This window comes from Rhodococcus sp. IEGM 1351 (assembly GCF_030056875.1).
Lineage (GTDB): Bacteria > Actinomycetota > Actinomycetes > Mycobacteriales > Mycobacteriaceae > Rhodococcus_F > Rhodococcus_F opacus.
On the sequence record NZ_JASHKU010000001.1, the window covers coordinates 533,057 to 558,587 of the forward strand.

Below are 25,531 nucleotides of genomic sequence, written 5' to 3' on the forward strand. Positions count from 1 at the left end.
TCGCGCACGCGGCACTGTCGGTGCTGCTCGCTCGGCTGAGCGCCACGGACGACATCGCGGTGGGTACTGCCATCGAGGGCCGCGGCGAGGCCGCGCTCGACGACCTGGTCGGCATGTTCGTCAACACTCTCGTGTTGCGCGCGCAGGTCGACGTCGACGCGACGTTCTCCGATCTCCTCGCGCAGGTGCGTCAGCACGACCTCGGTGCGTTCACGCACACCGACGTGCCGTTCGAGCGGCTGGTCGAGATCCTCCAGCCGGAACGCTCGACGGCGTTCTCGCCGCTCTTCCAGGTGGCTCTGGCGTTCCAGAACATCGAGCAGGCGCACCTGGAGCTACCCGGCCTGACGGTCGAGGGACTCGACGGTGGAATCAGCGCCGCGAAGTTCGATCTGCAGCTCACGCTCGCGGACGCAGCCGACGCGGACGGGGACGCGCCGATGCGGGGCGTCTTCACCTACGCGACGGATCTGTTCGACGAACGCACCATCGCGTCGTTCGCGTTCCGTTTCCAGCGCATCCTCGAGGCGATCACCGCCGACGCGTCCGTGCTGATCGGGGACATCGACGTCCTGAGCGAGAACGAGCACGAGGTGCTGGCACCCGTCCGCGGCGCCGACAGTGCCGCACCCGAGCTCCTGTCGAGCATCCTGGCCGCCGCCGCGGCGGTCGACCCCGACGCCGTCGCCGTCGTGTGCGGCGACGAGCAGGTCACCTACCGTGAGCTCGACGAGCGCTCGAACCGTCTCGCCCGCGTCCTGATCGGCAGGGGCATCGGGGCCGACGACTTCGTCGCGCTGGCGCTGACGCGTTCCGTCGAATCCATCCTCTCCATCTGGGCGGTTGTGAAGACCGGCGCGGCATTCGTGCCCGTCGATCCGAGCTACCCGTTCGACCGGATCCTGCACATGGTCACGGACTCTCACGTGGAGGTCGGTCTCACCACCGGCGCCCACGTCGGCGAGCTGCCCGACACCGTGTGGTGGCTGGTGCTCGGTGAGGACGAGATGGACGGCGACTGCGCGTCCGTGTCCTCCGAGGCCGTCACCGACGCCGACCGCATCCGTCCGACACGGGTCGACGACGCGGCGTACGTCATCTACACGTCCGGGTCGACGGGTCTGCCCAAGGGCGTCGTCGTCACCCACACCGGGTTGGCGAACGTCACGACCGAACAGGTCGAGCGGCTCCGGCTCACCCCGCAGTCGCGGGTGCTGCACTTCGCCTCGCCGAGCTTCGACGCGTCCGTGTTCGAGTTGCTGCACGCCGTCGCCGCCGCGTCGACGATGGTCATCGCGTCCGGCGTCGTCTACGGCGGCGACGAACTCGCCCGGTTGCTGAAGAAGCAGAAGGTCACGCACGCGTTCATCACACCCGCGGCCCTCACCACGGTCGACCCGGCCGGGCTCGAAGGCATCGAGGTGCTGTCGGTGGCCGGCGAGGCCTGCCCGCCGGAACTCATGCAGAAGTGGGCACCCGGCCGGCGCATGTTCAACCTGTACGGCCCGTCCGAAGCGACGATCTGGAGCACGTCGAGCAACCCGATGAAGGCGGATCGGCCCGTCACCATCGGCGGTCCCACCCGGGGCGTCGACGTGGTCGTGCTCGACTCCCGGCTCACGCCCGTCCCGGTGGGGGTCGCGGGTGAGCTGTACGTGGCGGGTCCGAGCGTGGCACGCGGCTATCACAACCGGTTCGCCCTGACGGCGGAGCGTTTCGTCGCCAACCCGTTCGGCGGTCCCGGTGAGCGGCTCTACCGCACCGGCGACGTCGTCCGCTGGGTGCACGACGGGGAGACCGGCGACCTCGTCCTCGACTACGTCGGCCGGTCCGACTTCCAGGTGAAGGTCCGCGGGTTCCGCATCGAACTCGGCGAGATCGACGCCGAACTCGGCAGCCACCCGAGCGTGGACTTCGCGGTCACGCTGGGCCATCACCGCGAGCAGACCGGTCAGACCGTGCTGGTGTCGTACGTGATGCCGGCTCCGGGCGCGTCGATCGACGTCGCGGAACTGTCGGCGTTCGTGTCGGAGACCCTGCCCGGGTACATGGTGCCGTCGTCGATCATGGCGATCGACTCGGTGCCGCTGACGCCCGCCGGAAAGCTCGACCGCAAGGCGCTTCCCGAGCCGCAGTTCGTGTCGGCAGCCAGTGAGTACTGCGCGCCGTCGACGCCGATGGAGAAGGCCATCGCCGACGTCTTCGCGCAGGTGCTCGGTGTGGACCGCGTCAGCGTCGACGACTCGTTCTTCGCCCTCGGCGGCGACAGCATCGTGTCCATCCAGCTCACGACCCGCGCGAAGAACGCCGGGGTGCTGTTCACGGCGCGGGACGTCTTCGAGCGCAAGACCGTCTCGGCGCTGGCCGACGTGGCCGACTGGGCCACCGACGTCGAGTCGGTGAAGCTCGAGGAGCTGCCGGGCGGTGGCGTCGGTTCGATTCCGCTCACGCCTATCGCGCACTGGCTGGTGGAGACGGCAGGGACCTTCGAGAAGTTCTCGCAGGCGGTTCTGCTGACCACCCCGCCCGCGGTCACGCGGGATCAACTGGTGGCCACGGTGGATGCTGTCCTGGAACGCCACGACATCCTCCGATCCCGGCTCACCCGGACCGGGGACGACTGGGCGTTCGAGACTCTCCCGACCGAAGCCGCATTCGGTGCGGACGACACGATCGAGCAGATCGAGTTCACCGACAAGCCGGGAACGGACGGATTCGAGAGACTGGCACGCGCGGCTCTCGACCGTGCGGCGGAACGGCTGGATCCGGCGTCGGGCCGGATGACGCAGTTCGTGTGGTTCGCTCCCGCGGCCTCGTTGCCGGGGCAGAGCGGCCGCCTCCTGGTGCTCGCGCATCACCTCGTCGTCGACGGTGTGTCCTGGCGAGTGCTGTTGCCGGACTTCGCGACCGCGGGTTCGCAGATCACGACGGGACAGCCGGCGCAGCTCGAACCGGTCGGCTCCTCGGTCCGTGCGTGGGCGCACGGTCTGGTCGAGGAGGCGAAGTCGCCGCACCGCGTGGCGGAACTCGACTTCTGGCGCGGGATGCTCGCGGACACGGATCCGCTGATCGGAAAGCGTGCGTTCGATCCCGCACGCGACGTGATCGCCCGGACCGACCGCCTGAGCATGACGTTCTCGACGCAGGTGACGCAGGCGCTGCTCACCACGATCCCGCAGTCCGTGAACGGAGGTGTCAACGACGGCCTGCTCGCGGCTCTCGCTCTCGCGGTCGCGCGCTGGCGTGGACTCCGCAACGGGACCGAGGATCGCTCGGTGCTGATCAACCTCGAGGGACACGGCAGGGAAGAGGCGACCGTGCCCGGTGCCGACCTCTCCCGCACGGTGGGCTGGTTCACGAGCCTGTACCCGGTGCGGCTGGACGTCTCCCGGGCCGATCTCGACGACGCGTTCGACGGCGGGACGTCGACAGGCGCGGCGCTGAAGGCGGTCAAGGAACAGCTGCTTGCCGTGCCCGACAAGGGCATCGGCTACGGGCTGCTTCGCTACCTGAACGAGGAGACCGCTCCGGCCCTGGCATCGTTGCCGACTCCGCAGATCGGGTTCAACTACCTCGGTCGCGCGGGCTCGGTGGATCTGCCCGCCGAGATCCGGGATCTCGGCTGGATCCCCGACAGCGATTCGGGTGAGTTCGGCGGTGCCATGGACGACGACATGGTGGCCCCGGCGGTGCTCAGCATCAACGCGGTGACCTCGGAGACGGCGTCCGGTCCCCAGATCGAGGCCAAGATCGCGTTCGCCACCGAGATTCTCGACGAGGCGGACGTCTGGGAGCTCGCCGAACTGTGGCACGCCGCGGCGACCGCACTGGCCGAGCACGCCTCCGGGCCGAACGGCGGCGGTCTCACACCGTCCGACGTTCCGCTGGTGTCCGTGACGCAGGACGACCTCGAGGCGCTCGAACGGCGCTACCCCGACGCCACCGACGTGTGGCCGCTCGCCCCGCTTCAGTCCGGAATGTTCTTCCATTCCGTGCTCGCCGAGGACGCGGTGGACGTCTACACCGCCCAGGTGGTGCTGGACTTCCAGGGCACCGTCGACACCAGCCGGCTCCGCGGCGCGGCGGAGGCGTTGATCGCACGTCACGCGAACCTGCGCACGGCGTTCGTCCCCGACGATTCGGGGACCGCGGTCCAGGTGGTCGTCGACCGTGTCGCACTGCCGTGGGAAGAGCTCGACCTCTCCGGCCTGTCCGAGGCCGAACGCGAGGAGCGGATGAGTTCCGTTCTGAGCGAACATCGTTCGGCGCGGTTCGACATGAGTCGTCCGCCCCTGATGCGGTTCCTGCTGATCCGCACGGGTGAGAACAGCTACCGGTTCTCCATCAGCAACCACCACATCCTGCTCGACGGATGGTCGATGCCGTTGCTGATGAAGGACCTGCTGGTGCTGTACGCCACCCGCGGAGACGGTTCGGCGCTGCCGCGCGTGCGTGGCTACCGCGACTTCCTCGGCTGGCTGTCCGAACGCGACACCGACGCATCGCGCAGCGCGTGGGCGCACGCACTGGCGGGACTGGACGGTCCGACCGTGCTGGCCCCGGCACCGAGCAGCGAGGACCGTCCCGAACCGGCCGAGTTCGCGCTGCACCTCGGCGAGGTGGTGAGCGAGAACCTGGCGCGCATCGCCCGGGACCGTGGCCTGACGATGAACACGATCGTCCAGGCGGCGTGGGGCCTGCTGCTGGCCCGCATGACGGCCTCGGACGACGTCGTCTTCGGCGCCACCGTGTCGGGTCGCCCGCCGGAGGTCGCAGGCATCGAGTCGATGGTGGGCTTGTTCATCAACACCATCCCGATTCGCGTGCGTATCGATCCCCGTGAGTCGCTCCTCGGACTGCTCGAGCGGCTGCAGGCGGAACAGTCGACGTTGTTCGACCACCATCACATCGGTCTTCCGGAGATCCAGCAGATCGCCGGAATCGGTGGGCTGTTCGACACTTTGACGGTGTTCGAGTCGTACCCGGTGGACCGCGCAGGTCTCACCGAGGACAGCGACATCGACGGGCTCCGGGTCGCCGGGGTGCAGATCAGCGACGCCTCGCACTACCCGCTGAGCCTGCTGGCCCAGTCGGACAGCGAGCTACAGCTGGTCCTGAAGTACCTCCCGGACGTATTCGGCGCCGACACCGTCGAGCGGCTCGGGTCCCGGCTGAACCGGATCCTGCAGACCATCGCGGCCGGCAGTTCCACGCTGGTGGGAGATCTCGATCTGCTGACCGGCGACGAACGCGAACTCGTCCTGTCCGGGTGGAACGACTCGGGGCACGACGTCACCGACGAATCCGTGGTGTCGATGTTCGGCGCCCAGGTCGCTCGCACGCCGGATCGAACGGCCGTGGTGGCGGACCACGTGCGCCTCACCTACGCCGAGTTCGACGCGCGCGTGAATCGTCTGGCGCGGCACCTGATGTCGATGGGTGTGGGGCCGGACTCGGTGGTGGGCATCGCGATGCGACGCTCGCTCGACATGGTGATCAGCCTCTACGCCGTCCACACGGCGGGCGGCGCGTACGTGCCGATCGACCCGGAGCACCCCGCGGACCGCACCTCGTACGTCGTGGACAGTGCCATGCCGACCTGTGTGCTGAGCCTGGCCGACGACATCGCGAATCTCGACGTGGACGTGCCGGTGTACCTGGTCGAGGACTTCGACCTGTCCGAGTACGCGGACGGCCCGGTCGAGGATTCCGAGCGGCTCGCCGAGCTGCGCGCGGACAACCTGGCCTACGCGCTGTACACGTCGGGTTCGACGGGACGTCCGAAGGGCGTGGCGATTCCGCACTCGGCGCTGGCCAACCAGCTGGCGTGGATGCGGGACGTCTACGGCATCGGCGCGCAGGACGTGGTGCTGCAGAAGACACCGTTCACGTTCGACGCCTCGGTGTGGGAGCTGTTCCTGCCGTTGGTGGTCGGTGGCACTCTCGTGATCGCGTCGCCGGACGGTCACCGCGACCCCGAGTACATGGCAGCGACCGTGGGTACGGAAGCGGTGACGGTGATCCAGTTCGTCCCGTCCGTGCTGACCATGTTCCTCGACGCTGCGACGGCCGACCGGTGCGGTTCGCTGCGCCTGGTCTTCGCGGGCGGTGAGCCGCTGCCGCAGTCGGCGGCCGACCGGGTTTCCGGTCTCGGTTCCGCGGAATTGGTGAACCTGTACGGCCCGACCGAGGTGACCATCAACTCGACGGCCCATATGGTGGAGCCGTCGGGAACAGCGACGATCGCGCCGATCGGTTCGCCGGCGTGGAACACGCGCGCCTACGTGCTCGACGCTCATCTGAACCCGGCGCCGATCGGTGTTCCCGGTGAGCTGTACCTCGACGGCGCGCAACTCGCTCGCGGATACGTCAACAGTTCCGCGCTGAGTGCGGAACGGTTCGTCGCGAACCCGTTCGGCGATTCGGGTGCGCGGATGTACCGCACCGGCGACCTCGTCCGGTGGAACGAGAACGGCGTCCTCGAGTTCGTGGGCCGCACCGACTTCCAGGTGAAGGTGCGCGGACTGCGCATCGAGCTCGGCGAGGTGGAGGAGACGTTTGTCCGGTACCGCGACGTGGCGCAGGCCGCCGTGATCGTCCACAACAGCGAGGTGGGTGCGCGGTTCGTCGCCTACGTCGTGCCGAAGCCGGATGCCGCTCTCGACGCCGCGGCGCTGAACGGGTTCGTCGCGGAATCGCTGCCCGAGTACATGATTCCGGATTCCGTGATGGTTCTCGCCGAACTGCCGCTGGGTACCAGCGGCAAGCTCGACCGGCGCGCACTGCCGGTGCCGGACTTCGCGTCGGCGGCCGAATTCCGGGCGCCGCGCACCGAGACCGAGCGTGCACTCGCGACCGTGTTCGGTGAACTGCTCGGCCGGGAGAGCGTCGGAATCGACGACTCGTTCTTCGAGCTCGGCGGCGACAGCATCGTGTCCATCCAGTTGGTGGCGCGGGCACGTTCGGCCGGTATCCACTTCACCGCGCGAGATGTGTTCGAGCGGCGCACCGTTGCCGAGCTGGCCGCGGTGGCGGACTCAGGCGAGTCCGCGGCGACCGCACTGCAGGAGTACGAGGGTGGTGGCGTCGGAACGGTGCCGCTCACCCCAGTTGCCCGCAAGATGGTCGAGCGCGGCGGCGACTTCGACCGGTTCGTGATGCCGTTGTTGCTCACACTGCCCGCCGGGATCGAACGCGAGCAGGTGATCGCGACGATCGCCGCCGTGGTCGACAAGCACGACGTGCTGCGGTCGACCCTGGTCACGTCCGGCGTGGGGGACGCGCTCGAGATCGCACCCGCGGGCAGCGTCGACATCGACGCCACCGTGCAGCGGGTGGAGATCGCAGCCGGCGACGAGCCCGGTTCGCCGGAGTTCGACGCGGTGGCGAGTGCGGCGTTCGACGCGGCGCTGGATCGCCTCGACCCGCGCACCGGGTCGATGCTCCAGTTCGTCTGGTTCGACCCCGCCGAGTCGGATCGGCGCGGCCGGCTCCTCGTGGTGCCGCATCACCTCGTCATCGACTCCGTGTCGTGGCGGATCCTGGTGCCGGACTTCGCGACCGCGGGCGCGCAGATCGCCGCCGGCACGTCGCCGTCACTCGAGCCGGTCGGTACGTCGCTGCGGCGCTGGACCGACGGTCTGCTCGAAGCGGCAGCGACGCCGGAGCGGGTGGCCGAACTCGAGGTGTGGGAACACATGCTGACCGGCCCGGATCCGCTGCTCGGATCGCGCGAGCTGGACCTGGGAACCGATCTGGTGAGCACGCTGGAGCGGACCCGGGTGGATGTTCCGGCACCGGTCACCGAGGCATTGCTGGGTGGCACGCCGGGTGCGCTCGACGGTGAGATCGGCGACGTCCTCGCGGCAGCCCTCGCGTTGGCAGTGGCCGGATGGCGGCGCGACCGCGGAGTCGAGGCTTCGTCGACGGTCGTCACCCTCGAGGGCCACGGACGTGAAGAGTCCACGGTGCCGGGTGCGGATCTGTCGCGGACGGTCGGCTGGTTCACCACGATGTACCCGGCACGTCTCGACCTCGCCGGGGTCGACATCGCCGATGCCCTGCAGGGTGGCGCGGGCGCGGCGGACGCCGTGCGCGCCGTACGGGATCAGCTGAGCGCGATCCCGGACCGGGGAATCGGGTACGGCCTGCTCCGGTACCTGAACCCCGACACGTCGGCGGTCATGAGGAACTGGTCGGAACCGCAGATCGTGTTCAACTACATCGGACGCGTCAGCGCGGCCGAGGTTCCCGAGGCGGTACGCGGACTCGACTGGCTGCCCGATTTCGAATCCTCCATCGCAGGCGGATACGAGAACAGCGCGATGCCTGCTCAGGCCGTCCTCGACATCCAGTCGGTGATCTCGGAAACCGCGGAGGGCCTGCAGTTGTCGGCGTTCATGTCCTTCCCGCCCGGCATCCTCTCGACGCCGGAAGTAGACCGGTTCGGGGAGTTCTGGGTTGCCGCGCTCACCGCGCTCGTGGCTCAGGCCGAGGAGCGATCCGGGCGCTGATCTCCGCGGCCCGTGGTGGGAAGGCTCCGCGCCTTCCCACCACGTGGCCCCGTCTGTCCCGTCGCCGTGGGAGTCAGGCCCACTCGAAGGACATCTCGCCCGCGACGCCGAGGTGCTTGCACAGCTTGTGGATGCCACCGAAATCCTGGACCAGTGCGGATCGGCGGGTGTCGTGTTCGGCGTCGTCGATCATCGCCTGACCACCGCTCAAGTCCATGAGTCCGACGATGGTGTGCCACGTCGAGTAGTCGTTGCTGCTGAAAGCGGTCATCGCGTCGACGAGCCCGTCCAGGAAGTGGCGGCGGTCGTCGGGGCTCAGGGTGTCGTAGACGACGCCGGCGATGTCGTCGGCGATCGAGGCGTGGCAGTACTCGTCGCGATTGTGCAGCCTCACCGTCGCCCGGTTGACCGGCTGGATGACGTCGTTTTCGGATATCAGGTCGAGGTAGGAGCTGATCGAGATCTCCGCCACCGTCATGAAGGCGAACGTCGTGATCGCCCGCTTCCTCGGGTCGGCGGCATCGGCCGTCGCCGCACGTTGTCGGCGCAACGTCAGGACGTCGGGAAGGGCGTTGTTGGGCATCGCCCAACCCCGTTGTCTGCGCGTGACGGCGCTCGCGTTCAGGTGCATGAGGGTGTGGTACTGCTCGTCGACCATCGCCTGGTGGACGGCCACGGCGAACGTGTCTCCGAGCCCGGTGTCCAGGGCGTCGTGCGCAACGAGGTCGAACCCGGGGTTGACCACGTACTGCTCGATGTCCATGACGTTCTTGTTGAATGCGATCCAGGCCCACGCCCGGAGCTGGTTCCGGTGCTCCTCGCTCATGCCGAGAAAGCGATCGTGATCGGCGAAGGGCAGCAACTCGTTCGGGTAGTCCTGCTTGTCGAGGTCGAACAGCGCGTCGAGGTCCGGTTCCGGCTTCTTCACGGTGGCCCGCTGACCCCAGTTCCGGGCGAGCCGGGTCACGATTGCGCTCTCCACCGGATCCGCCGGGTCGTACTCCGGGAGCGAGGGAGTCTTCGGGGGCGTCATGACGAATCTCCGTTCCTGTCCCACGACTGCGGCTGTCCGTGAACGAGATCGGTGAAGAGGTCGGCGCACAGCCGGGCGAGGGGTTCGCTCCGGTCGCCGAGCGCCGACGTCGAGCGGGACATGAGCGAAGCGAAATCGTCCTCCGAGCCCCGCTCGACAGTTTCCGTGAGAGTGGTCAGTGCGGCGGCGAGCGCGCGGCGGGCCTCGCCCGCAAACGGATTGCCCGCCTGGATGTCCCGATAGACCTCCGGGACGCCTCCGCCGACCCGCGCGAGGAGCGCGAGCGACACGAGATGGGGAGGGGTCGCCACCGCGGTGAGTTCGGCGCCGTCGACACCGAGGTCCGCCAGCGCGAGGCCGAACGCGAGGACGCCGGCGTGTGTCAGCGCCTGGGTCGCTGCGGTGAGCCGGTCGTGGTGTTCGGCGTCCAGGCGGACCACCGACGACCCCCAGCCGGACAGCACCGACAGGAACCACTCGACCTCACCACTGTCCCGGTAGGTCACCGCCGCGACGGGGCGGCCCTCCGGTCCGAGGGAAGGCGCGAACATCGGGTTGATGCCCACCGCACCGGTGCGCAGCGCACTGTCGCGCAGGGCGGCGTCGAATCGGGACTTCACCGACAGCGTGTCGACCAGCAGGGCGTGTTCGGCCAACTCCGCGACGACGAACGGAATCGCCTCCAGCGCGATGCTTTCGGGGATCGCCAGGATCACCGCATCGGCCGCGTTCACCACCGTCCGCAGCTCGGGCGACGGGTCGGTGACGTCGCCCTTCACCTGATCCGGGTCGGATCGATCGGTGAATCGGATGTCGATGGTGCGCACCGTGTTTCCGTCGGCACGCAGCCGAGCAGCCAGCATCCGGCCGACATCGCCGGAACCGCCGATCAGCGCGACGGTCCGGATGGATGCGGCCGGGACGTTCACGGCCCGATCTCGTTCGGCCGGTCTGCCGTCACGGTCAGTGCCCGCAACATGGTGGCGGCCTTGACCATCGCCTCGTCGAACTCCTCCTCCGGGTCGGAGAGGGCGGTGATCGCCCCACCGATACCGAACGTCACCTCGGTGTTTGTGGCGACGATCGTGCGGATGACGATCGACAGGTCGGCCGTCCCCGTCAGTGAGAAGTAGCCGATCGACCCGGAATACACACCGCGCGGCCCGGACTCGAGCCGGTCGATGATCTCCATGGTCCGGATCTTCGGGGCGCCCGTCATCGATCCGCCCGGGAAGGCGGCGCGAACACACTCGACGACGGAGGCGTCCGCGCTGAGGGTCCCGCGCACGGTCGACACGAGTTGATGCACGGCCGCGTACGTCTCGACGTCGAAGAGCTTGGGAACGTGCACCGATCCGGGAACGCACACCCGAGCCAGATCGTTGCGCGTCAGATCGACGATCATCAGGTTCTCGGCGCGGTCCTTCTCGCTGTCGAGCAGGTCCTGCCGCAGCGCCGCGTCCTTGGCGGGGGTCGCGCCGCGCGGCCGCGTCCCCTTGATGGGTTTGGACTCCACCACCCGGTCCGCGCCGATCCTGAGGAACCGTTCGGGGGAGGCGCTGAGAACCGACAGTCCGGCGAACTGGAGGTACGCGCTGTACGGGGTGGGGCTGATGGAGCGCAGCAACTCGAACGTGTGCAGGGGATCGATCGACTGGTCCACCGTCGCCATGTTGGTCAGGCACACCTCGTAGGACTCGCCGGTCCGGATCTCGCCGAGCGAGGTCGCGATGTGTTCGAGGTACTTGTCGTGCTCGTGGCGCAGGGCGAGTTCGGCGGACTCCGGCTTCCGGATCGGCGACACCGCGGTCGGCGGGTTGTCCGGCTCGGCCAGCCGATGCAGCGCCACCTCCATCTCGTCGAGCCAGCGGCGCAACTCCGGATCGTCCTGGTGATCGCTCAGGCACAGCGCGTAGGTGCGCTCGCCGGAATGGTCGATGACGACAGCGCGGTCCGCGAACACCAGCGCGGCGTCCGGGGTGGGCGACTTGTGGGCCGCCGTGCCGCCGGTCTCGGCCTTCAGTTCGTAGCCGAGGTACCCCACGTAGCCGAGGCCGAACGGCACACCCGGGAGACCGGGCACCGACCGGGCCTGCAGTTGCCGCTCGAGGTAGTCGAAGAACGGTGCGTGCACCTGTTCGACCGGCAACCCCTCGCGGGTGATCCGGACGATCGATTCGCTGACGTCGTACGTGATGTACTCGGCGCGCGGGCCGGAACAATTGCCCATGATGGTGAATCGCGACGTCGGTTCCGAGGCCGACGTCCCGTCCAGCCAGAACGCGTTGGGTCCGGACGCGAAGAGATCCTCGAACGTGGTGCGGGGATCGACTTCGTGATCGACGCGCACCTGCTGGACCACGTACGGCGCGTGGGGAATCGGGATTCTCAGCATGGACCCGTGCGTGGGTGTCCCGGAATGCGTCTGCGTGAGATCGCGGAAGTTCGCGAGCAGTTCGTGACCGAACGCGGTGCTGATCGATTCGGGGTGGAACTGGACGCCCCACAGCGGACGAGTGCGGTGACGGACACCCATCAGCAGGCCGTCGGCGGTCCGGGCGGTGGCCTCGAGGTCGTCGGGGAGATCCTCGACGATCAGCGAGTGGTAGCGGACCGTCGGGAACGGTGACGGAATGCCGGCGAAGAGTTCGGAACTGTCGTGTTCGACGAGGGATACGCGGCCGTGCATCGGTTCGGGTGCGAGGACCACGCTGCCCCCGAACAGCTGGCACAGTCCCTGATGACCGAGGCACACGCCGAGTACGGGTAGTTCGGTCTCCGTGATGATGCGCGCACTGATCCCGAAGTCTCGTTGCCGCTCCGGGCGTCCGGGGCCGGGGGAGATGACGATGTTGTCGAAGTCGGACCAGGGGATCGAGTCCCACTCCACGTCGTTGTGCACGACCGTGGGGGGTTCACCGTTCACCTCGGCCAGCAGGGTGAACAGGTTGTAGGTGAACGAATCGTAGTTGTCGACCAAGAGCGTCCGGGTACTCATCACGACTCGACATTCGCAGATGGCACGGAACTGCGACGAACGTGGTGGTTGTCACGGTGGTCGTGGTGTCCGTTGTGGCGGGGGGCCTCGTCGGCGGGCTCCGCGTTGATCACGAGGTCCTCGAGCCGGCACGTCTCGGCGATGAGAAGGTCGTAGAGCGAGTCGAAGAACTCCGGGGACAGTGAGTGGCTGTCCGCGTACTGTCGCGCCCGCTCGTGGACGATGTGGATCCGACCTGGCTGCATCATGGCGATGTGCTCGCGTCGCTTCAGTTCGCCGATGCGCAGGCACACCTCCAACCGCTGCCGGACCGCTTCGAGCAGGGTCGCGTCGACTGCGTCGAGTTCCGCGCGCAGGCCCTCGAGTGCCTGCTGCGCCGAGGCGTCAGAATGCTCTCCGGAATCGTCGCCGTTCCGCTGTTCTACGGAGAAATACATAATCGCCCCACTCACTCGATTGGCAGTAGCTTTCTCATCCCGACTATCGTGTGTCGTTGGTGGTTCGTTTCGGTGAGCCTTCCGGATGGCCGGGAGGGCTGTCCGTGATCAGCCGAAGACGAGCCGTGTGGGTTATCACCCCCAGAGTCTCGATCTCAAGTTGAGACTTTAATGGACAGTTGGGTAACGTAACCTGAAGTCTATTTCCGTCAACTCAGGATACGAGGAATATGCGTATATCGTCGGCCGGTAGGGCCCTGTTGTTCGCGCTGGCAGGCATCGTGATGCTCTGCGGCGTGGCACCAGCGGCAGCGGATCCCGTGGAAGCGGAACCCGCACCCGCGGCCGACCCGTCGGTACTGCCGGGGGCGAACGACTGGAGCTGTAAGCCGTCCGCGGCGCATCCGCGTCCCGTCGTGCTGGTGCACGGCACCTGGACCGGCATGTTGGGAACGTGGAAGGACCTCGCCCCGGCGCTCACCGCGGAGGGCTACTGCGTCTTCGCCCTCAACTACGGACAGGCCGCCGGTCTGACTGAAGGTAACCTGATGCGCATGTTCGGCGGCGCCGATATCGCGGAGTCCGCGCGGCAGCTCGCCGGGTTCGTGGACCAGGTCCGGACCACCACCGGCGCTTCGCAGGTCGACATGGTCGGGCATTCGCTCGGTGGGACGGTGTCCCGCCAGTACCTGCGGTTCGACGGCGGCGCCGACCGCACGAACCCCGCGCTGAACAAAGTGCATTCCCTTGTCACGCTCGGCGCCACCAACCACGGCACCAGCTTCGGGGACGTCCAGGCGCTGGGAGCGATCGCGCAGGCTCTCGGTGTGCCGGTCACGACTCTCGCCGGTGTCGCGGTCGGACCGTCCTACATCCAGCAGATGGTGGGCTCGCCCTTCCTCCAGCTCCTCAACGCGGGTGGCGACACCGACCCGGGCATCGAGTACACGGTGGTCGCCAGCCGCAGGGACACCGTGTCGACCCCGCCGGAGAACACCTTCCTGACGGCAGGCCCGGGCGCCACCGTGCACAACGTCTGGCTCCAGGACGGCTGCGAGGCGAACACGGCCGAACACAACAAGCTGACCACCGATCCGCGGGCCGTGTACATCATCCAGCGGGCGCTGGACCCCAGCTATGGAGATCGCAACCCCGCACCGTGCTGACCCGGCGCCGGGGCACCGGTGGTGCCGGTCAGTCCCAGATGCCGACCTCGTCGAGATGTGCGACCAGTCGCTGGGCGCCGTCGATGAAGTGGGCCTTGTTCTCCGCACCCACCACGTCGGACTTCCCGTCGGCGAGCGCGGCGATGAGCCGGCGATGGCTCTCGACCGCCGACTCACCCCAGGCCGGATCGGACGAATAGAACTGCACCGGGGTGTACCTGGTGGCGCTGAGCAGGAACCACGACAGCTTGCTCGCGTCGGCGAGACGGTTGATGACCCGGTGGAACGAGAACTCGAGATCCTCGATGCGGTCGGCGTCGCCGTCCTGGACGGCGCGTCGCAGCTTCTCGTTGATCGCGGTCAGCTCCTCGACGGCCTCCGGGGTGGCCGACCGACTTGCGCGGACCGCGAGTTCCTCGGCGATCTGCCCCTGCAGCCAGAAGAGGTCGTGGATGTCGTCCCGGCTGAGCGGTGCGACCACGTACCCGCGGTGGGGGACCAGTTCGACGAGTCCCTCCCCTCGCAGGGTCAGGAGCGCCTCACGGACAGGTGTGACGCTGACCCCCAGATCCGCCGCGGTCTCGTCGAGGCGGATGAAGTCACCCGGGCGAACGCCCCCGGACATGATCAGGTTGCGGACGTGCACGGCGACGTCGTCCGACAGCTGGGGTCGGCGGCGCAGGGTGCGGCCCGCTGGGGATCGTGACACGGAGGGCGATGCCATGGAGAACTCCTTCGATGCGGCAAACCAGCATAAACCGCGGGTGGTGATTACAAGCCGTAGGTCTTGCCGATGATGTCGCGCTGAATCTCGTTGGTACCGCCGTAGATGCTCGACACGATGGTGGAGCGGACGTGCTTCTCCATGTCGAACTCGGTGGCGTAGCCGTACCCTCCCATCATCTGCATGCCCTCGAGCGCGACCTTCTTCGCCGTCTCCGTGACCTTCAGTTTGGCCATCGACGCCTCGCGGGCCAGCATCTTGTCCGGGTTCGCGTCGACGTCCTTGGCGACGCTGTAGACGAGCAGCTTGCAGCACTCGATCTCCGTCGCGAGATCGGCGATGCGGTGGCGCAACGCCTGGAACGATCCGACCGGCCGCCCGAACTGCTTGCGCTGGGTGACGAAGTCGAGGGTGTCGGCGAACGCGCGCTGCGCGGTGCCGAGCATCATGGCGGCGAGGATCAGGCGTTCGAAGTTCAGGCCGGTCATCAGCTGGCGCCAGCCGTTGCCGACCTCGCCCACCACCGCGTCCTCGGGTAGGACGCAATCGGTGAAGTAGAGGTCGTTGACCTCCTTGCCGCCCATCGTGTCGATGCCGCTGATCTTCAGCCCGGCGGTATCCGCCGGGACGTGGAACATCGTGAGGCCTTCGTGCTTGCCGTCGCCGCGCCCGGTGCGGGCCACGAGCAGGATGTTGTCGGCGAAGTGCGCGTTGGAGCACCACGTCTTCTGACCGTTGATCACCCAGCCGTCGGCGGTCTTCTCCGCGCGGGTGCTGAGGTTGCCGACGTCGGAACCGGCTTCCGGTTCGGACATCGAGATGGACTGTGATCGGCCGGCCACGATGCCGCGCAGCACGATGTCCTTCTGCGCGTCGGTTCCGAACTTGGTGTAGGCACCGCCCGTGATCAGGGTGGGACCGATGCCGCCGATGGGTGCCATCCCCTTGGCGGCCTCCTCGAGGAGGATGCACATGTCGACGTGGCTGGCGGCCGAGCCGTCGTACTCCTCGGGAATGGTGATGCCCAGCCAGCCCAGCTTGGCCATCTTCTCGTAGACGTCCTGATTGTGGTTGTGCTCGCCGTGATTCGTCAGCCTGTCGCGCTGCTCGCGGGTGCCGCTCTCGCGCTTGCAGAAATCGGCGATCGCCGCCGCGAAGTCCTTCTGTTCACTGGTGAATTCGACGCTCATGTCCGGGGGACTCCTCATGGTTGATGCGGCCGGCGAATCGGACGGCCGGAGGTGACGGTGCGGGGCTTGCCGCGATGGGGTCTGCCGCATACTGTGATGTCCACTACATTACATCACATCACATATATTTGATGTGATCTTGAGGGAGGACATCGACCATGCCACAGCAGGCGGAGACGACCGAGACGACGGCCGGCGAGCAGCCCGCAGCCCGGACGGAGCAGGCGCCGAAGACGTTCGCGTCCCTGGACCCGCGCAACGGCAACGTCCTGGCCGAGTACCCGATCCAGGGGGAGCAGGAGGTGCGCGACGCCGTCGACGCGGCCCGCGCCGCCGCGCAGTGGTGGAACGCTCTCGGGTTCGACGGCCGCAAGCAATGGCTCCTCGACTGGAAGAAGTCGATGGCCCGGGACGGCGAGCAGCTGGCCGCGCTCGTCGCCGCGGAAACCGGCAAGCCGTACGACGACGCGCTCCTCGAAGTGATGCTCGCCATCGAACACCTCGACTGGGCCGCGAAGAACGCGGGCAAGGTTCTGAAGCGGCGGAAGGTGCCATCGGGCCTGGTCAGCGCGAACCAGGCCAGCAGCGTCGGATACGAGCCGATGGGTGTGGTCGGTGTCATCGGGCCGTGGAACTACCCCGTGTACACGCCGATGGGGTCGATCTCCTATGCGCTGGCGGCGGGCAACACCGTCGTCTTCAAGCCCAGCGAGCTGACCCCCGGGGTCGCGGTGTGGCTCGCCGACAAGTGGAAGGCGCTCGTCCCCAACCAACCTGTACTGCAGGTGGTCACCGGAGACGGGTCGACCGGCGCTGCTCTCGTCTCGGCCGGGGTCGACAAGATTGCCTTCACCGGATCTGCCGCCACCGGCAAGCGCGTCATGGCCGCGTGTGCCGAAACGCTGACCCCCCTCGTCGTCGAGGCGGGCGGCAAGGACGCCATGCTCGTCGACGCCGACGCGAACCTGGACGAGGCCGCCGGCTTCGCGGTGTTCGGGGCGATGGGCAACGCTGGACAGACGTGCGCCGGCGTCGAGCGCATCTACGTCGTCGACTCGGTCTACGACGAGTTCGTCCGGCTGGTCGCCGAGAAGTCGAAGGTCCTGCGCCCCGGCCCCCGGGACGCCGCATACGGTCCGATGACGATGGCCAGCCAGTCCGACGTCGTCCGCGGCCACGTCCAGGATGCACTCGACAAGGGCGGATCCGCTGTGGTCGGCGGACTGGAATCCATCAAGGACGGCTACGTCGGACCGATCGTGCTGACCGGCGTTCCCGAGGACAGCACCGCGATCCGCGAGGAGACGTTCGGCCCCACGGTCGTCATCAACAGGGTCGCCAGCCTCGACGAGGCGGTCACGAAGGCCAACGGCACCACGTTCGGGCTCGGCGCGTCCATCTTCACCAGGGATGCGACGAAGGCGATGCAGGCTGCCGAAAAACTCAGGGCCGGAGTGGTGACGATCGGTTCGGTGCTCGGGTTCGCCGGCGTGGCGGCGCTGCCGTTCGGCGGTGTCGGAGACTCGGGCTTCGGCCGGATCCACGGAGCGGACGGTCTGCGTGAATTCAGCCGGGTCAAATCCATCGCCCGGCAGAGATTCGCGGCTCCGCTGAACCTGCTCACCATGCAGCGCAAGTCGCGGGACATGAAGATCTCGGCCTGGATGTTGAAGAACCGGCACGGACGCTGATCACGCGGCAGGAGGGTATTCACATGCTGATGAAGAGCAAGCGCGCCGACACCGGCGCGCCGGGCGGGGTTCCGCGGGGCAGGCACGGCTGGCAGCGGCGGATCGAGGAACTCGACCCGGTCCGGGATCACCAGGAGATCCATCGCATCACGGCCGGCTACGAGTTTCCGTGGGACTACCAGCGGTCGCTCGAGTTCGCGCTGTTCCGGACATACTGTGTCCCCACCATTTCGGAACTGCTGCAGCGCACCGGTGAGTTCGAGAAACGGCCGCAGAAGAGGTACGACGACACCGCACTGCTGATGGCCGAACTCGTCGAACACGGCTACGACTCCGAGCGCGGCATCGAATCACTGCGCGTCGTGAACCGAATGCACGGCAAGTACGACATCGACAACGGCGACATGCTGTACGTGCTGACCACCTTCATCTACGAGCCGATCGACTGGATCGACCGCTTCGGATGGCGGCGGCTGACTCCGAACGAGCGTCTCGCGTGTTTCCACTTCTACCGTCAGGTGGGAATCCGAATGGGAATCAAGAACATTCCCGAGAGTTTCGAGGACTTCTACCGGTTCAAAGTCGACTACGAGCGGAAGTATTTCCGGTACACCGACGACAACCATCGCGTCGGCACCTACACGCTGAAGCTGTTCTGTTCCTGGTTTCCGGCGCCACTCCGGCCCCTCGTCGCGCAGGGGGTCTACGCGCTCCTCGACCCGATGATGCTGGCAGCGTTCGGGTTTCCCGCCGCCCCGATCTGGCTGCAGAACGCGTCCCGCCGTGCGCTGGGGGTCCGTGCGAGGTTCGTGCGCTTCCTACCGCCACGTCGGGAGTCCAAGGCCGCACGGGATCGGCACAACCGGAGCTACCCCGGATACCCGGTGGGCTACCGTCCCCGTGATCTGGGCGCGGACAGCGACAATCACCGCGGATTCCGTCGACGCGCCGCGTGACGGCTGTGTCCCTGGGCGACTCGTCCAGGGACACGGCCTCAGTGGCCCAGTAGGACCGCCGTCATCAGGGTGTGGAGACGCGCACGCGACTCCTCGCGGGTGTCGAAGTGGACCAGGCGGCCGATGTCGAGCACCAGCCCCAGCGCTGCGTGTACCAGGAACCGTGCCTCCGGAGCCGAGAGTTCGGTGCGCACGGTGGTCACCAGGTGGACCCACTCCTCGACGTGCAGGCGCTGCACGTTGCGGAGATTGGTCCGCTCGTTCTTCGGGAGGTTCCCGATTTCCGCGAAGTACACCGACAGCACTTCCGGGTTCCCGAACGAGAGTTCCAGGTAGGACTCGGCGAGTTTGCGGAGCGCATCCTCGGGGCCGGTGGCGGTGGACAGCGCCGCCGAGGTGGCCACGGCCAGCCGGTCGGACGCGCGGTAGAACACCGCTGCGAGAAGGTCGGCCTTACTGGGGAAGTGGCGGTACACGCTCGACGCGTTGATGCCGGCCGCGGCGCCGATTTCTTCGATGCTCGAGTCGTGGTAGCCGTGCCGGTCGAAGATCTTCACGGCCTCGTTGATCAGCAACTCACGCTTGGACGTCACCGCCAGGCCGCGTACCGCACCTGTGCCTGTGTTCCTTCCTTCGGTCGGGACGGCGGGAGGCAGTGTCGCGCGCAGGATCGATTCGCACGCCGACTTCAGAAGCGCGTCGAGCCGGCGCGTCGCGAGAGTGGTGCGGTGTGCGCTGATGCTCCCCATCACGCTCAGCGTCGACGCCCCCAGCGTCGTGGCGTCGACGGACGTGAGTTCGGGTCGCAGTTCCCGCAGGGGGTCTGCCACGCATCGGGTGACGTGAACGAAGACGTCGCGGATGCGCGTGCGATCCTCGGCCTCGAGGTACCGGCCCTCCCAGCGGTAGAGCCCGGCGACCTTGCGGTTCTCGATGGTGTTCGCGACGAGCGCGGAGATCAGATGGTCGAGTCGGTCGCCGGGCTCGCGCTCGGCCATGCCGTCGAGGGCGCCGTCCGCTGCCGCCTGCAGTGCGTCGGCTGTCGTGGTGGCGGCGTGTACGAGCAGGGCGTACTTGTTGGGGTAGTGCCGGTAGAGGGCGGGGCCGGAGATCCCGATGGTGGCCGCGATCTCGTCGACGCCGACCGCGTGGTAGCCGCGCTCGCTGAAGGCCTCGGCCGCGACGTTCGCGATCTGGGCCTTGCGATTCTTCGGGCGACGGCGGATCGGCCGCTCGGTGGCGGCACCGGCCGCCGTGCTGGTCCGGGCCACGGTCACCTCCATCGATCGGCAGTCTTCTGCCAGTTTAACTGCCGATGATCTTAACCGAGACTTTCGCATCGTCGGGTCGGCTGAGGGTCGCCTGCGGAGAAATCGTCACCCCACATTCTCGGAAAATGCCGGTGAATCTGGCTGCGGAGTTGCCGTAGAGCTATTGACACGTGAGGAACGCGCAGAATAAGTTAACGACAATTCGCATGTGTCCGCGGTCTCCTGACGGTCGTGCGCTCCTGGATGTCACATTTCGAACTATCGGAGGTAGCTGGATCATGGGTGCAACCCGGCAGAGCGGGCAGGCATTGATCTTCGACGCGATCAGAACCCCTCGCGGACGGGGTAAGAGCAACGGTGCCCTCCACGGCACCAAGCCCATCGACCTGGCGGTCGGGTTGATCGAGGAGATCCAGATCCGGAATCCGAGTCTGGACCCGGCACTGATCGACGACATCGTGCTCGGCATCGTGTCGCCGCTGGGTGAACAGGGCGGCGTGCTTCCGCGTGTCGCGGCGCTGGCTGCCGGACTGCCCGAGACCGTCGCGGGTGTCCAGATCAACCGCTTCTGTGCCTCCGGTCTCGAGGCCGTCAACCTCGCCGCGCAGAAAGTGGCCTCCGGCTGGGAAGACTTCGTTCTCGCGGGCGGCGTCGAGTCCATGTCGAAGGTGCCCATGGGATCGGACGGCGGTGCATGGGGACTCGATCCGGCGACAAACTACGACACCTACATGGTCCCGCAGGGGATCGGCGCCGATCTCATCGCGACCATCGAGGGATTCGGTCGCAGCCAGGTCGACGAGTTCGCAGTTCGCTCACAGGGACTGGCGGCCGACGCCTGGGCCGACGGGCGGTTCGATCGCTCGGTCGTCCCGGTACGGGACCGCAACGGTGTCGTCGTCCTCGACCGGGACGAGCACATGCGGCCCGGCGCCACCGTCGAGGGCCTGTCGGCGTTGACGCCGTCGTTCGCCGCTCTCGGGGAGCAGGGCGGATTCTCCGCGGTGGCACTGCAGAAATACCACTGGGTGGAGCGCATCGACCATGTCCACCACGCCGGCAACTCGTCCGGAATCGTGGACGGTGCCTCCCTGATGCTCATCGGCAGCGCAGAAGCAGGCGAACGCGCCGGCCTCGCGCCGCGCGGCGGAATCGTGTCCACGGCAGTCATCGGCTCCGAGTCGACGATCATGCTCACCGGTCCCGCGCCCTCGGCGCGCAAAGCACTGGCGAAGGCCGGGCTCGACGTCTCCGACATCGATCTGTTCGAGATCAACGAGGCCTTCGCCTCCGTGGCGCTGAAGTTCGCCAAGGACCTCGAGATCCCGCTCGACAAGGTGAACGTGAACGGTGGCGCCATCGCGATGGGCCACCCCCTGGGCGCCACCGGCGCAATGATCCTCGGCACGCTGCTCGACGAACTCGAACGCCGGGGCAAGCGTTACGGCCTGGCCACCCTGTGCGTCGGCGCGGGCATGGGCATCGCGACAGTCGTCGAACGCATCCAGCACTGACCACAGGAGAAGCGAACAGCATGACTGACAGCACAATTCGGTACGAGAAGGACGCCGACGGAATCGTCACCCTCGTTCTCGACGACCCCGCCCAGTCCGCGAACACGATGAACGAGGGGTTCATCGTGTCCCTGGGCGAGGTCGTCGACCGCTTGACCGCCGAGCGCGACACCATCGCCGGGGTCGTGGTCACCTCCGCGAAGAAGACCTTCTTCGCCGGCGGCGACCTCAACGACATCCTGAAGTCCCGCGCGGGACAGGCCGAGGCGGTGATGGCGAACGTCGACCGCATCAAGGAACCACTCCGCAGGCTGGAGACGCTGGGCAGACCCGTCGTCGCGGCCATCGGCGGCGCCGCCCTGGGCGGCGGACTCGAGATCGCACTCGCCACCCACCATCGGATCGCGCTGAATGCCGCAGGCGTGCAGATCGGACTCCCCGAGGTGACGCTCGGTCTCCTTCCCGGCGGGGGCGGCGTCGTCCGGACGGTGCGCCTGCTCGGAATCGTCCCCGCTCTCACCCAGGTTCTCCTGCAGGGGCAGCGTCACACCGCGGAGAAGGCGCACGGTCTCGGCCTGATCGACCAGCTCGTGGACGACGTCGATCACCTGGTGCCCGCGGCGAAGAAGTGGATCGCCGACAACCCCGACGCAGTGCAGCCGTGGGATGTGAAGGGGTACCGGCTTCCCGGTGGAACTCCCGCGTCCCCGGCGCTGGCCGCGAACCTTCCCGCATTCCCTGCCAACCTGCGGAAACAGCTCAAAGGCGCGCCCTATCCGGCTCCGATTGCGATCATGAGCGCTGCCGTCGAAGGCGCGCTCGTCGACTTCGACACGGCTCAGAAGATCGAGAACCGCTACTTCGCCGGGCTGGCCACGGGACAGATCTCGAAGAACATGATCCGCGCGTTCTTCTTCGACCTCCAGAAGGCCAACAGTCTGGTCGAGCAGTACGACGGAGCAGGCCGCGTACCCGTCGGCACGGTCGCGGTGCTCGGCGCCGGGATGATGGGCGCCGCCATCGCGTACGTGTGTGCCAAGTCGGGCATGAACGTGGTGCTGAAGGACGTGAGCCTGGCCGCGGCCGAGAAGGGCAAGGGCTACTCGAAGACTCTTCTGGACAAGGCGGTCGCCAAGGGCCGGACGTCCCCCGAGAAGACCGAATCGATCCTCGCGCGGATCCTCCCCACCGACAGGCCCGACGACACTGCGGGCGCCCAGCTGGTCATCGAGGCCGTGTTCGAGGACCCGGCCGTGAAGAACACGGTGTTCGCCGAGATCGACGGCTTCATCGCGCCCGACGCACTGCTCTGCTCCAACACGTCGACATTGCCGATCACCCTCCTCGGCGAAAACGTCTCGCGCACCGAGGACTTCATCGGCCTGCACTTCTTCTCGCCGGTCGACAAGATGCCCCTTGTCGAGATCATCAAGGGGGAGAAGACGAGCGACGACGCGCTCGGACGCGCGCTCGCCGTGGTCCGGCAGATCGGCAAGACTCCGATCGTCGTCAACGACAGCCGCGGGTTCTTCACGAGCCGCGTCATCGGTACGTTCACCAACGAAGGTATCGCGATGCTCGGCGAGGGCGTCTCCCCGGTGTCGATCGAGCAGGCGGCGTCGCAGGCCGGATACCCCGCTCCTGTCCTCGCGCTGATGGACGAACTGACGCTCACGCTGCCCCGCAAGATCCGCGAGGAGACGAAGGCCGCGATACTCGCCGAGGGGAAATCCTGGGAGCCACATCCGGCGGATGCCGTCGTCGATCGCATGATCGACGAGTTCGGCCGCAAGGGTCGCTCCACGGGCGCCGGCTTCTACGAATACGCGGACGGTAAGCGCGTCGGATTGTGGTCCGGGCTCGAGACGTTCCGGCGCGACCGTGCGCGCACCGAGATTCCGTTCGAGGACATCAAGGAGCGGATGCTCTTCATCGAAGCCGTCGAGACGGTCCGCTGCCTGGAAGAAGGGGTGCTCGAATCGACCACCGACGCCAACGTCGGTTCCATTCTGGGCATCGGCTACCCCGGCTGGACGGGCGGCGTGGCCCGCTACATCGACCAGTACCCGGGCGGGATCCAGGGATTCGTCTCCCGGGCGCAGCTTCTCGCCGCGCGGTACGGGGACCGATTCCTCCCACCCCAACTACTGCTGGACAAGGCCGCCACCGGCGGCACGTTCGAAGAGGTGAACTGAATGAGGACGAAATTCACCGAGGCCTTCGGTGTCGAGCACCCGATCGTCCAGGGTGGCATGATGTGGGTCGGCCGTGCCGAACTCGTAGCGGCCGTGGCCGATTCGGGAGCGCTCGGATTTCTCACCGCGCTCACCCAGCCGACCCCCGAACATCTCGTCGCGGAGATCGCCCGCACACGGGAGCTCACCGACAAACCGTTCGGCGTGAATCTCACCATCCTCCCGTCGATCAACCCGCCGCCGTACGCCGAGTACCGCCAGGCGATCATCGATTCCGGAATCGGCATCGTCGAGACCGCCGGCTCCAATCCGGTGGACCACCTCCCGCACCTCAAGGACGCGGGGATCAAGGTGATCCACAAGTGCACGAGCGTGCGGCACGCGGTGAAGGCGGAACAGGTCGGTGTCGACGCGGTCAGCATCGACGGCTTCGAATGTGCAGGCCACCCCGGTGAGGACGACGTCGCGGGCCTGATCCTGATCCCGGCCGCCACCCGAAAGCTCACGATCCCCGTGATCGCGTCCGGCGGTATCGCGGACGCGCGCGGCCTCGTCGCCGCGCTCGCACTCGGCGCCGACGGCGTGAACATGGGCACCCGATTCATGTGCACGGTCGAATCCCCGGTGGCACACGCCGTCAAGGAACAGATCGTCGCCAACACCGAACGCGACACCGAACTCATCTTCCGATCCCTTCGCAACACCGCCCGCGTCGCGAGCAACGCGATCAGCGCCGAGGTGGTCGACATCGAGTCCCGTGGCTGCGAATTCGCCGACATCCAGCATCTCGTCGCCGGAGCCCGGGGACGCACGGTGTTCGAAGTGGGCGATCTCGACGCCGGAATCTGGACCGCGGGACAGAGTCAGGGCCTGATCGACGACATCCCGACCGTGCGCGAACTCGTGACCCGGATGGTCGCGGAGGCGGAATCGATCATCACCGGGCGGCTCGCGCGCACGGTCGACTCGCGCATCGGAGCGGTGTCGTGACCGCGCCGGCGGTCGACGGGCTGCGCGTCGTCAACGAGGCCGGGGTCCTCCGGATCACGATCGACCGCCCCGACCGGATGAATGCCCTCGACCTGGCACACATGACGGCGCTGGGCGACGTGCTCACCGCAGCCGCCACGGACTCCTCGGTTCGCGTCGTGATCATCGCGGGGGCGGGCAAGGCGTTCAGCACGGGCGCGGACCTCGCGGCGGCCGCCGCGGCCGGAGGCCGGGAAGCGACCGCGGAGGTGGTGATGGACTCCGCCAACAGGGTGGTTCGTGCCATCGTCGAGTTGCCGGTCCCGGTCATCGCTCAGGTGAACGGGGCGGCCGCGGGCGTCGGGGCGTCCATCGCTCTGACGGCTGACCTGACATATGCCTCCGAGAATGCCTATCTACTCCTCGCGTTCGTCAACATCGGGTTGATGCCCGACGGCGGTTCCAGCGCGCTGATCGCGGCGTCCATCGGCCGGGCACGGGCTACCCGGATGGCTCTCCTCGGAGAGCGCTTACCCGCCGCACAGGCGGAGCGGGACGGACTGATCGCCGGCGTCCTTCCTCCGGACGAACTCGCCGCGCACGTCGATGCCGTGGCGGCCCGGCTCGCTCGTGGTCCGAGGCGGGCCATCGAACTCACCAAGCGGGCACTCACCGCAGCGACGCTCACAGCTCTGGACGCATCACTCGACCGCGAGAAGGCGGGCCAGGCGGAACTGCTGCAGGCCCCCGACTTCGTCGAAGGCGTCACCGCGATGCTCGCGAAACGCGCTCCGAACTTCCGGAGCTGATGCGAATTGCGGTTAACAAGACTGTTCCGATAGACGTCGAGATCTGTAATACTCGTCACAGCTCG

15 protein-coding genes (1 of these 15 only partly in view) are annotated in these 25,531 nt (G+C 67.5%); 8 read left to right on the forward strand and 7 right to left on the reverse strand.

What is annotated here, in order from left to right:
• On the forward strand, positions 1-8,513 hold the 3' end of the coding sequence (locus tag QM806_RS02390) for a non-ribosomal peptide synthase/polyketide synthase (protein ID WP_502943818.1). 25,231 nt of this gene lie to the left of the window's left edge; 8,513 of the gene's 33,744 nt are visible here — the last part of the coding sequence; its start codon lies beyond the left edge, outside the window; the stop codon is at positions 8,511-8,513.
• 73 nt (positions 8,514-8,586) lie between these two features.
• Here QM806_RS02390 and QM806_RS02395 read toward each other — a convergent pair whose 3' ends face one another.
• Genes QM806_RS02395 through QM806_RS02410 form a run of 4 tightly spaced genes read right to left on the reverse strand, consistent with a single transcriptional unit; the run spans position 8,587 to position 12,981 of the window.
• Complete coding sequence (locus tag QM806_RS02395) at positions 8,587-9,546, reverse strand: diiron oxygenase (RefSeq protein WP_169694915.1); 960 nt, start codon at positions 9,544-9,546, stop codon at positions 8,587-8,589.
• Complete coding sequence (locus QM806_RS02400) at positions 9,543-10,475, reverse strand: prephenate dehydrogenase/arogenate dehydrogenase family protein (RefSeq protein WP_169694913.1); 933 nt, start codon at positions 10,473-10,475, stop codon at positions 9,543-9,545. Before QM806_RS02400 ends, QM806_RS02395 begins: the two co-directional genes overlap by 4 nt.
• Positions 10,472-12,544, reverse strand: a complete 2,073-nt coding sequence (pabB, locus tag QM806_RS02405; RefSeq protein ID WP_169694911.1) for an aminodeoxychorismate synthase component I — start codon at positions 12,542-12,544, stop codon at positions 10,472-10,474. The genes QM806_RS02400 and pabB overlap by 4 nt, the downstream gene beginning before the upstream one ends.
• Complete coding sequence (locus tag QM806_RS02410) at positions 12,544-12,981, reverse strand: chorismate mutase family protein (protein WP_169694909.1); 438 nt, start codon at positions 12,979-12,981, stop codon at positions 12,544-12,546. Before QM806_RS02410 ends, pabB begins: the two co-directional genes overlap by 1 nt.
• Positions 12,982-13,211: 230 nt before the next feature.
• Here QM806_RS02410 and QM806_RS02415 point away from each other — a divergent pair, with 230 nt between their 5' ends.
• Positions 13,212-14,147 (forward strand): esterase/lipase family protein, encoded by a 936-nt coding sequence (locus tag QM806_RS02415; protein ID WP_169694906.1) that lies wholly within the window; start codon positions 13,212-13,214, stop codon positions 14,145-14,147.
• A 28-nt stretch (positions 14,148-14,175) separates the two neighbouring features.
• On the opposite strand, the gene QM806_RS02420 is transcribed toward QM806_RS02415, so the two are convergent.
• On the reverse strand, positions 14,176-14,871 hold the full coding sequence (locus tag QM806_RS02420) for a GntR family transcriptional regulator (protein ID WP_164060105.1): 696 nt from the start codon (positions 14,869-14,871) through the stop codon (positions 14,176-14,178).
• Between the two features lie 47 nt (positions 14,872-14,918).
• The gene (locus QM806_RS02425; RefSeq protein WP_164060104.1) at positions 14,919-16,061 is read right to left on the reverse strand and encodes an acyl-CoA dehydrogenase family protein; all 1,143 of its coding nucleotides are present in this window, start codon (positions 16,059-16,061) and stop codon (positions 14,919-14,921) included.
• 158 nt (positions 16,062-16,219) lie between these two features.
• Between QM806_RS02425 and QM806_RS02430 the strand changes: the two genes are divergently transcribed.
• Together QM806_RS02430 and QM806_RS02435 are read left to right on the forward strand one after the other, a co-directional pair.
• Positions 16,220-17,752, forward strand: coding sequence for an aldehyde dehydrogenase family protein (locus tag QM806_RS02430; protein WP_167115520.1), 1,533 nt, complete (start codon positions 16,220-16,222; stop codon positions 17,750-17,752).
• Between the two features lie 23 nt (positions 17,753-17,775).
• The gene (locus QM806_RS02435) at positions 17,776-18,708 is read left to right on the forward strand and encodes an oxygenase MpaB family protein (RefSeq protein WP_169694904.1); all 933 of its coding nucleotides are present in this window, start codon (positions 17,776-17,778) and stop codon (positions 18,706-18,708) included.
• 38 nt (positions 18,709-18,746) lie between these two features.
• Here QM806_RS02435 and QM806_RS02440 read toward each other — a convergent pair whose 3' ends face one another.
• The gene (locus tag QM806_RS02440; RefSeq protein WP_005253838.1) at positions 18,747-19,991 is read right to left on the reverse strand and encodes a TetR/AcrR family transcriptional regulator; all 1,245 of its coding nucleotides are present in this window, start codon (positions 19,989-19,991) and stop codon (positions 18,747-18,749) included.
• Between the two features lie 266 nt (positions 19,992-20,257).
• On the opposite strand from QM806_RS02440, the gene QM806_RS02445 reads away from it, so the two are divergent.
• From QM806_RS02445 to QM806_RS02460, 4 genes are read left to right on the forward strand one after another with little or no spacing between them, the layout of a single operon-like run.
• The gene (locus tag QM806_RS02445; RefSeq protein WP_169694902.1) at positions 20,258-21,493 is read left to right on the forward strand and encodes an acetyl-CoA C-acetyltransferase; all 1,236 of its coding nucleotides are present in this window, start codon (positions 20,258-20,260) and stop codon (positions 21,491-21,493) included.
• Between the two features lie 20 nt (positions 21,494-21,513).
• Positions 21,514-23,688, forward strand: coding sequence for a 3-hydroxyacyl-CoA dehydrogenase NAD-binding domain-containing protein (locus QM806_RS02450; RefSeq protein ID WP_283290206.1), 2,175 nt, complete (start codon positions 21,514-21,516; stop codon positions 23,686-23,688).
• The gene (locus tag QM806_RS02455) at positions 23,689-24,678 is read left to right on the forward strand and encodes an NAD(P)H-dependent flavin oxidoreductase (RefSeq protein WP_169694051.1); all 990 of its coding nucleotides are present in this window, start codon (positions 23,689-23,691) and stop codon (positions 24,676-24,678) included.
• Complete coding sequence (locus QM806_RS02460) at positions 24,675-25,466, forward strand: enoyl-CoA hydratase (protein WP_005564958.1); 792 nt, start codon at positions 24,675-24,677, stop codon at positions 25,464-25,466. Before QM806_RS02455 ends, QM806_RS02460 begins: the two co-directional genes overlap by 4 nt.
• The last annotated feature ends 65 nt before the right edge of the window (positions 25,467-25,531 follow it).

What these genes read in the sequence shown, in the direction of transcription:
- QM806_RS02395 (WP_169694915.1), bottom strand. Translation starts at nt 9,546, where the DNA reads ATGACGCCCCCGAAGACTCCCTCGCTCCCGGAGTACGACCCGGCGGAT.
- pabB (WP_169694911.1), bottom strand. Translation starts at nt 12,544, where the DNA reads ATGAGTACCCGGACGCTCTTGGTCGACAACTACGATTCGTTCACCTAC.
- QM806_RS02410 (WP_169694909.1), bottom strand. Translation starts at nt 12,981, where the DNA reads ATGTATTTCTCCGTAGAACAGCGGAACGGCGACGATTCCGGAGAGCAT.
- QM806_RS02415 (WP_169694906.1), top strand. Translation starts at nt 13,212, where the DNA reads ATGCGTATATCGTCGGCCGGTAGGGCCCTGTTGTTCGCGCTGGCAGGC.
- QM806_RS02420 (WP_164060105.1), bottom strand. Translation starts at nt 14,871, where the DNA reads ATGGCATCGCCCTCCGTGTCACGATCCCCAGCGGGCCGCACCCTGCGC.
- QM806_RS02425 (WP_164060104.1), bottom strand. Translation starts at nt 16,061, where the DNA reads ATGAGCGTCGAATTCACCAGTGAACAGAAGGACTTCGCGGCGGCGATC.
- QM806_RS02430 (WP_167115520.1), top strand. Translation starts at nt 16,220, where the DNA reads ATGCCACAGCAGGCGGAGACGACCGAGACGACGGCCGGCGAGCAGCCC.
- QM806_RS02435 (WP_169694904.1), top strand. Translation starts at nt 17,776, where the DNA reads ATGCTGATGAAGAGCAAGCGCGCCGACACCGGCGCGCCGGGCGGGGTT.
- QM806_RS02440 (WP_005253838.1), bottom strand. Translation starts at nt 19,991, where the DNA reads ATGGAGGTGACCGTGGCCCGGACCAGCACGGCGGCCGGTGCCGCCACC.
- QM806_RS02445 (WP_169694902.1), top strand. Translation starts at nt 20,258, where the DNA reads ATGGGTGCAACCCGGCAGAGCGGGCAGGCATTGATCTTCGACGCGATC.
- QM806_RS02450 (WP_283290206.1), top strand. Translation starts at nt 21,514, where the DNA reads ATGACTGACAGCACAATTCGGTACGAGAAGGACGCCGACGGAATCGTC.
- QM806_RS02455 (WP_169694051.1), top strand. Translation starts at nt 23,689, where the DNA reads ATGAGGACGAAATTCACCGAGGCCTTCGGTGTCGAGCACCCGATCGTC.